Genomic DNA, 8036 nt, shown 5'->3' with positions numbered 1-8036 from the left:
TGTGCGCGGTTCGACGGGTTGTTGGACCGGCCGTTGCGTGAGGTGGTCTTCGAGGGCGGGGAGGCTCTGGATGCGACTGGTTTCACGCAGTGTGGTCTGTTCGCTTTGGAGGTGGCGCTGTTCCGGTTGGTCTCTTCGTGGGGTGTGACGCCTGATGTCGTGGGCGGGCACTCGGTGGGGGAGATCGTCGCGGCGTTCGTGGCGGGGGTGTTCTCGCTTGAGGACGCGTGTGTGCTGGTGGCGGCGCGTGGCCGGTTGATGCAGGCGTTGCCGTCGGGCGGGGCGATGCTGGCGGTGGAGGCTGACGAGGCTTGCGTGCGTGGTGTGCTGGCGGGCCGTGCGGGGGTGGATGTCGCTGCGGTCAATGGTCCGTCGGCGGTGGTCGTTGCGGGTGCTGAAGCGGTCGTGGCGGAGCTGGAAGGCGTGTGGCGTGCCGAGGGTCGGCGGGTACGCCGGCTGCGGGTGTCGCATGCGTTCCATTCGCCGTTGATGGAGCCGATGCTGGCCGGGTTCCGGCAGGTCGTGGAGGGCTTGAGGTTTGGGGCTCCGCGGATTGCGCTGGTGTCGAACCTGACGGGTGAGCTGGCTGGTGCGGGTGAGGTGTGTGATCCGCAGTACTGGGTCCGGCACGTGCGCGAGGCGGTCCGTTTCGGTGACGGTGTGACCGGGCTGGCCGCGCAGGGTGTGTCGGTGTGCCTGGAGCTGGGTCCGGACGGGGTGTTGTCGTCGATGGGCCCGGACAGTGCCCCTCAGATGTCGTTCGTGCCGGTGCTGCGCAAGGACCGTGGTGAGGCGGCCACGCTGCTGGAGGCGTTGGCGCAGCTCTATGTCCAGGGTCAGGACGTGGACTGGGCCGCCTACCTGGCACCGTACGGCCCCCGGCGGGTGGACCTTCCGACCTACGCCTTCCAGCGTGAACGCTACTGGCTGGAGCCGGTGCCGGCCGCCGGTGATGTCGCGTCGGTCGGTCTGGGCGCGGCGGACCACCCGTTGCTCGGCGCGGCCGTGACACTGCCCGACTCCGACGGCTGCCTCTTCACCGGCCGACTGTCCGCAGGGACACACCCGTGGCTGGTGGATCACGCGGTACTGGGTGCCGTGCTGGTACCGGGGACGGCCTTCGTGGACCTCGCCCTGCACGCCGGTGCCCGGTTCGGCTGCACACGCGTGGACGACCTGGTCCTGGAGGCGCCACTGGTCCTGCCCGAGACCGGCGCGGTCCAGCTCCAGGTCGTCGTCGGCGGCCCGGACGACACCGGCCGACGGTCGGTCAACGTGTACGCGCGGCAGGAGTCCGGTGACCCGGACCAGCCGTGGACGCGGCACGTCGGCGCTGTCGTCACCGAAAGTGCCGTCGAAGCGGCGGAATCCGTGTCGGACGAGCCGGGAGTGTGGCCGCCGACCGGCGCCGAGGTGCTGGACATCGAGGGTATGTACGAGCGGTTCGCGTCGGGCGGGCTGGTCTACGGACCGGTCTTCCAGGGGGTTCGCGCGGCCTGGCGGCGCGGTCCCGAAGTGTTCGCCGAGATCGCGCTGCCGCAGGAGCACACGGCGGAGGCCGTGCGCTTCGGACTCCACCCGGCACTCTTGGACGCCGCCATGCACGTGGCCGGCCCGGGCGGCCTGACCGAGCCGGACGGCGAGGGCCGGCACCAGATCCGGTTGCCGTTCGTCTGGAACGGCGTCCGCCTGTACGCCACCGGCGCGAGCACCGTCCGGGTACGGCTCTCGTCCGCCGGCGCCGACGGTGTGTCCGCGGTCGTGGCGGACGAGTCCGGTCGGCTGGTGGCTTCCGTGGGTGAGCTGGTGACGCGCCCGGTCACGGCCGAGCAGATCGACACCGCCCGGGGCGCCGCTTTGCGCGACTCCCTCTTCCGGTTGGCGTGGCACGCCATGCCACTCCCGGCGAGCGAGGTGCCTCCTGCGCTCCGCTGTGCCGTGGTCGGCGAACCGGACGGGCCGGGTCTGGCCGCGTGCCTGCGGTCGGGCGGCTGGGACGTGGCCGTGCACGCGGACCTGAAGAGCCTGGGTGAGGCCCACACCGGTGCGCAAGCGCAGGGCGACGGCGCCGCCGTGCCGGAGTGGGTCTTCCTCTCCGTACCGGGCGCTCCCGGCACGGGTGCGGGCGCAGGCACGGCTGCGGGCATCGGCGGGGGCGAGCGGCTGCGCTCCGCGGTGGCGGGGACGCTGGCCTGGGTGCAGGACTGGCTGGCGGACGACCGCTTCGCCGACGCGCGCCTCGTGATCGTCACCCAGGGCGCGGTGAACACCTCTCCGCTCGCTTCGGATCCTGCCGAGCAGGCCGTTCAGGACATGGTGGGAGCGGCCGTCTGGGGGCTGGTGCGCTCGGCGCAGGCAGAGCACCCCGACCGGCTGCTCCTCCTCGACACCGACGATCCGTCCGCGTTCGCGTCCGCGCCGGTGGCCGCCGCTCTCGTTGCGGGTGAGCCGCAGTTGGCCGTCCGCGCGGGACGTGTACTGCTGCCCAGGCTCGTCCGAGCTGCGGACGACGGACCGGCGGCGCAGAACACACCTACGGCGCACAACGCACCTACAGGGCACAACGCACCTACGGGGCACAACGCACCTACGGCGCACAACGCACCGACGACGGAGTCCGTACCCGCTGCACCCGCCGGTCCCGTGGCGACCTGGGACCCGCGAGGGACCGTGCTGATCACCGGGGCGAGTGGCACGCTGGCCGGTCTCGTGGCCGGGCACCTCGTGGCCGAACACGGCGTACGGCACCTGCTGCTGCTGAGCCGCAGGGGTGCCGAGGCGGAGGGCGCGCAGGAACTGACTGCCCGACTCACTGCGGCGGGCGCCTCGGTGACCTGGGCGGCCTGCGACGCGGCGGACCGCGCCGCCCTGGGCGCGGTGCTCGCGGCCGTCCCCGCCGAACATCCGCTCAAGGGTGTGGTGCACGCGGCGGCCGTGCTGGACGACGGCGTCGTCACCTCGCTGACCTCGCAGCGCATCGGCACGGTGCTGCGCCCCAAGGCGGAGGCGGCTGCCGTCCTCCACGAGCTGACGGCCGACGCCGGCCTCACCGCGTTCGTACTGTTCTCCTCCGCCGCGGGCACGCTGGGAGCCGCCGGTCAGGGCAATTACGCCGCCGCGAATGCGTTCCTCGACGCACTCGCCACCCGGCGCCGCGCCCAGGGCCTGCCCGCCCTTTCGCTGGCCTGGGGACTGTGGGAGCAGCGCAGCGCGCTGACCGGCGGCCTGGGCGAGGCGGACCAGCGACGCATGGCCGGTATCGGGCTCGGCGGACTGCCGACGGCCGACGGACTCGCGCTGTTCGACGCCTGCTGCGCTGGCGAGGACCCGGTGGTCGCCCCGATGCGGCTCGATGTGACGGCTGTACGGGCGTCGGTCCGCGACACCGGCGGTGAAGTTCCCCATGTGCTGCGCGAGTTGGTTCGCGTACTGCCGGGGCAACGGTCCGTCGGGGACCCCGGGGAGGCCGCCGGAGCAGCATCGACGGGTCTGCGGGAACGGCTGGCCGCTGTGCCGGCGACGGAAGGCGAACGCATCGTGCTGGACGCCGTACGCCGCAATGTCGCGGCCGTACTCGGCCACGGCGGAGTGGAGACCGTGGAACCGGCGCGCGCCTTCAAGGATTTCGGATTCGACTCCCTCACAGCGGTGGAACTGCGCAACCGGCTCAACGCGATCACCGGACAGCGCCTGCCCGCAACGCTCGTGTTCGACTACCCGACACCGACGGCCCTGGCCGCTTTCCTGTACCAGGAGTTGGCTCCGCGGGACGCGCTCGGCGGCGACGCCGGCGACGTGCCCGTGTCGGTGGGACTGGACCGGCTCGAAGCGGGTCTGTCAGCCATGACCTTGGAGGAGATCGGCCGCACCGACGTCGTCGGACGGCTACGAGATCTCCTCGCGAAATACGGCGACACACAGGAAGGAACGGAAAGCGCCGATCTGGCCGAGCAGCTCGAATCAGCGACGGACGGCGACCTTTTCAAGATGGTGGACGACCTCGGAATCAGCTGAACCGAATGTCCTGATGCACGAGCGACCGACCTCGGTCGACGTCGAACCCTTTCCGCCGACTGCCTAGTGGCCGACTGCATTTTGATGGGAAAGCGCGATGAGTAACGAAGACAAGCTCCGGGATTACCTCAAGCGGGTCATCGCCGAACTGCACCAGACGCGGCAACGCCTCCAGGACGTGGAGACCGCGGACCACGAGCCGATCGCCATCGTGGCGATGAGCTGCCGCTACCCGGGAGGCGTCAGCTCCCCGGAGGAGCTGTGGCAGCTGGTGTCCGCCGGTGCCGACGCGATCTCGGGCTTTCCCGAGGACCGCGGCTGGGACGTCGAGGGCCTGTACGACCCGGATCCGAGCGCCGTGGGCAAGAGCTATGCGCGCGAAGGCGGCTTCCTGCACGCGGCCGGCGACTTCGACCCGGCGTTCTTCGGTATCTCGCCGCGTGAGGCGACGGCGATGGACCCGCAGCAGCGGCTGCTCCTGGAGACCAGCTGGGAGGCGTTCGAACGCGCGGGTATCGACCCGGCCTCGGTACGCGGCACCCGCACCGGTGTCTTCACCGGCGTCATGTACCACGACTACGGCACCGGTCTCGACGCCGTCCCCGCCGGGCTCGAGGGCTACCTCGGCAACGGCACCGCCGGCAGTGTGGCCTCCGGCCGGGTGTCGTACACGCTGGGCCTCGAAGGGCCGGCCGTCACCATCGACACGGCCTGCTCGTCATCCCTGGTGGCCCTGCACTGGGCCGCCCAGGCCCTCCGCCGACGCGAGTGCACGCTCGCGCTGGCCGGTGGCGTCACCGTGATGTCCACACCGGGGACGTTCGTGGAGTTCAGCCGTCAGCGTGGTCTCGCCCCCGACGGCCGCTGCAAGCCGTTCGCGGCGGCTGCCGACGGCACCGGCTGGGGCGAGGGCGTGGGCATGCTGCTGTTGGAGCGGCTGTCCGACGCGCAGCGCAACGGTCACCCGGTGCTCGCCGTGGTGCGCGGTTCGGCCCTGAACCAGGACGGTGCGAGCAACGGCCTCACGGCACCGAACGGCCCCTCGCAGCAACGCGTGATCCGGGCGGCCCTCGCGGACGCCCGGCTCTCGGCCAAGCAGATCGAGGTGGTGGAGGCGCACGGTACGGGGACGACCCTGGGTGACCCGATCGAGGCGCAGGCGCTGCTGGCGACGTACGGCCAGGACCGTCCGGAAGGCCGGCCCCTGCGGCTGGGGTCGATCAAGTCCAACATCGGACACACCCAGGCCGCGGCCGGTGTGGCCGGTGTGATGAAGATGGTGCTGGCGATGCGGCACGGTCTGCTGCCGCGGACACTGCACGTGGACGAGCCGTCTTCCCACGTCGACTGGTCTGCGGGCGCCGTGGAACTGCTGACCGAGGCCACCCCTTGGCCGGACACGGAGGAACCCCGCCGGGCGGGCGTCTCCTCATTCGGTATCAGCGGTACCAACGCGCACATCATCCTCGAACAGGCTCCGGTCTCCGTTCCGGAGGAGGAGCCGGTCGCGCTCGTTCAGCCGCCGGTGGTGCCGTGGGTGGTGTCGGCGAAGTCCGAGGCTGCGTTGCGGGGGCAGGCGGAGCGGCTGGCCGCGTCCGTGGGCGGGTTGTCGCCGGTGGACGTCGGATTCTCGCTGGTGAGCGGCCGTTCGGTGTTCGAGCATCGGGCTGTGGTGCTGGGTGATCTGACCGGTGGGTTGGAGGCGCTGGCCGGGGGCCGTGAGGTCGCGGGTGTGGTGCGGGGGAGTGCGGGTGGTGCGGACGGCCGTGCCGTGTTCGTGTTCCCGGGTCAGGGTTCGCAGTGGCTGGGTATGGCTGCGGAGTTGTTGGATTCGTCTCCGGTGTTCGCTCAGCGGGTGGGTGAGTGTGCGGCTGCGTTGGCGCCGTTCGTGGACTGGTCGCTGACCGACATCCTGCGCGGCGGCGGTGGTGAGGGCTGGCTGGAGCAGGTCGACATCGTCCAGCCGGTGTTGTGGGCTGTGATGGTCTCCCTCGCCGAGGTGTGGCGGTCCTACGGCGTCGAGCCGGCGGCTGTGATCGGTCATTCGCAGGGTGAGATCGCCGCTGCGGTGGTGGCCGGTGCGTTGTCGCTTCAGGACGGGGCGAGGGTGGTCGCTCTGCGGAGCAAGGCCATCCGTGCGCTGTCGGGCCGTGGTGGGATGGTGTCCGTCTCCCTCGCCCTGGAAGCCGTGCAGGAACGCTTGCAGGCGTGGGACGGCCGGCTCGCGGTCGCGGCGGTCAACGGCCCCGCCGTGGTGGTGGTTTCCGGTGACGCGGACGCTTTGGACGAACTCCTGGCGTCCTGCGAGGCGGAGGGTGTGCGGGCGCGTCGTGTCGCGGTGGACTACGCGTCGCACTGCTCGCATGTGGAGGAGATCAGGGACGTACTCCTGCGCGACCTGGCAGGCATCGTTCCGCAGGCCGCTTCCGTGCCGTTCTACTCCACGGTGACGGCCGGGGTGTTGGACACGACCGGTCTGGACGCGGGGTACTGGTACCGCAATCTTCGTCAGACGGTTCGTTTCGCCGACACCGTGCGGGCCCTTCTCGATGACGGTTTCCGTCTGTTCGTCGAGTCGAGTGCGCACCCGGTGCTGACGTTGGGTGTCGAGCAGACGGCAGATGAGCACCTCAGCACGCCGATATCCGCTGTCGGTTCGCTGCGTCGTGACGAGGGTGGTCTGCTCCGCTTCCTGACGTCGGTGGCCGAGGCGTTCGTCGGGGGCGCGTCCGTCGACTGGGTCGCGGTGTTCAAGGGCACGGGTGCCCAGCGCGTCGACCTGCCCACCTACGCCTTCCAGCGTGACCGCTTCTGGCTGGAGACCACCGGTTTGGGGGTGAGCCAGAACGCCGCTGCCGGTCTGGGGCTCGGGTCCGCGGACCACCCCCTCCTTGGAGCGGTCGTCGCGCTGGCCGACGCGGACGGGTTCCTGCTGACGGGACGGCTGTCCGTGCGTACGCACCCGTGGCTGGCTGATCACGCGGTGGCCGAGACGACGCTGCTGCCGGGGACGGCGTTCGTGGAGCTGACGCTGCGAGCGGGGGACGCGGTCGGCTGTGACCGGCTGGAGGAACTCACCCTGGAAGCACCGCTGGTGCTGCCCGACAACGGTGCCGTACAGGTGCAGCTGACGGTCGGCGGACCGGACGTGTCCGGTCGGCGGCCGGTGGCGGTGTACTCGCGTCCGGAGGACGCGCCCGAGGCAGCCTGGACGCGGCACGCCACCGGCACGCTGACCGACAGCCGGGCCGGAGGCGGTGCGGAGGAGGCCGCGGTCGCCGCCGAACTCGGCGTCTGGCCGCCGGCCGGCGCGGAGCCGGTCGCGGTGGACGGCCTGTACGAGGGTCTCGCGGCCATGGGGCTGCAGTACGGCGCCGCCTTCCAGGGCGTACGGGCGGCTTGGCGGCGAGGCGACGAGGTGTTCGCCGAAGTCGCGCTCGCAGAGGAGCAGCGAGCCGAGGCGGGCCGCTTCGGTCTGCACCCCGCACTGCTGGACTCCGCCCTGCACGCCATGGCGTCGGGACCGGACGACGCGGAGCGCAGCGAGGGTGAACAGCGTGCCGGGCTCCCGTTCGTCTGGAGCGGGGTGTCGCTGTTCGCCACGGGCGCCGACGCGCTGCGCGTCCGGCTCGCTCCCGCCGGAGCGGACGCGGTCTCCGTGTTCGTCGCCGACACCACGGGGGCGCCGGTCGCGGCTGTGACGTCCCTGGTGACGCGCGCCGTGGCCCCCGGGCGGCTGGGGGACACGGCACGCATCACCGACGAGGCGCTGTTCCGAGTCGTATGGCGCGAGATCGCGCTGCGTACCCCGGCATCGTCCCCGACGACCCTGGTCTGCGCGGACCTGGAGGAGCTGCGGACCGCCGTGGCGGCGGGAACAGAGCCAGCGCCGGACGTGGTGCTGGCCTCCTTCACGACACGCACGGCCGACGCCGACGCAGACGCCGACGGCATCGCTACGGATGCCGTTGATCCGGCGGTTGTGCGGTCGGTGACGCTCGGTGCGCTGGAGTCGTTGCAGG

General features: G+C 71.6%; 2 protein-coding genes. Both read left to right on the top strand.

Going from position 1 to position 8036, the window contains the following annotated elements; translation table 11 throughout:
- Positions 1-42: 42 nt before the first annotated feature.
- Entirely contained in the window at positions 43-4014 is a 3972-nt protein-coding gene (locus AB0B40_RS37650; protein WP_362268119.1) for an SDR family NAD(P)-dependent oxidoreductase, read from the top strand.
- 97 nt (positions 4015-4111) lie between these two features.
- Positions 4112-8036, top strand: a 3925-nt coding sequence (locus tag AB0B40_RS37645) for a type I polyketide synthase (RefSeq protein ID WP_362268117.1), incomplete at its 3' end; no start/stop codon positions are given.

It is taken from the genome of Streptomyces sp. NPDC042638 (assembly GCF_040647235.1).
GTDB lineage: Bacteria > Actinomycetota > Actinomycetes > Streptomycetales > Streptomycetaceae > Streptomyces > Streptomyces rameus.
Note: the sequence above shows the minus strand (reverse complement) of the source record. Positions and strands in the feature narration are given on the sequence as shown.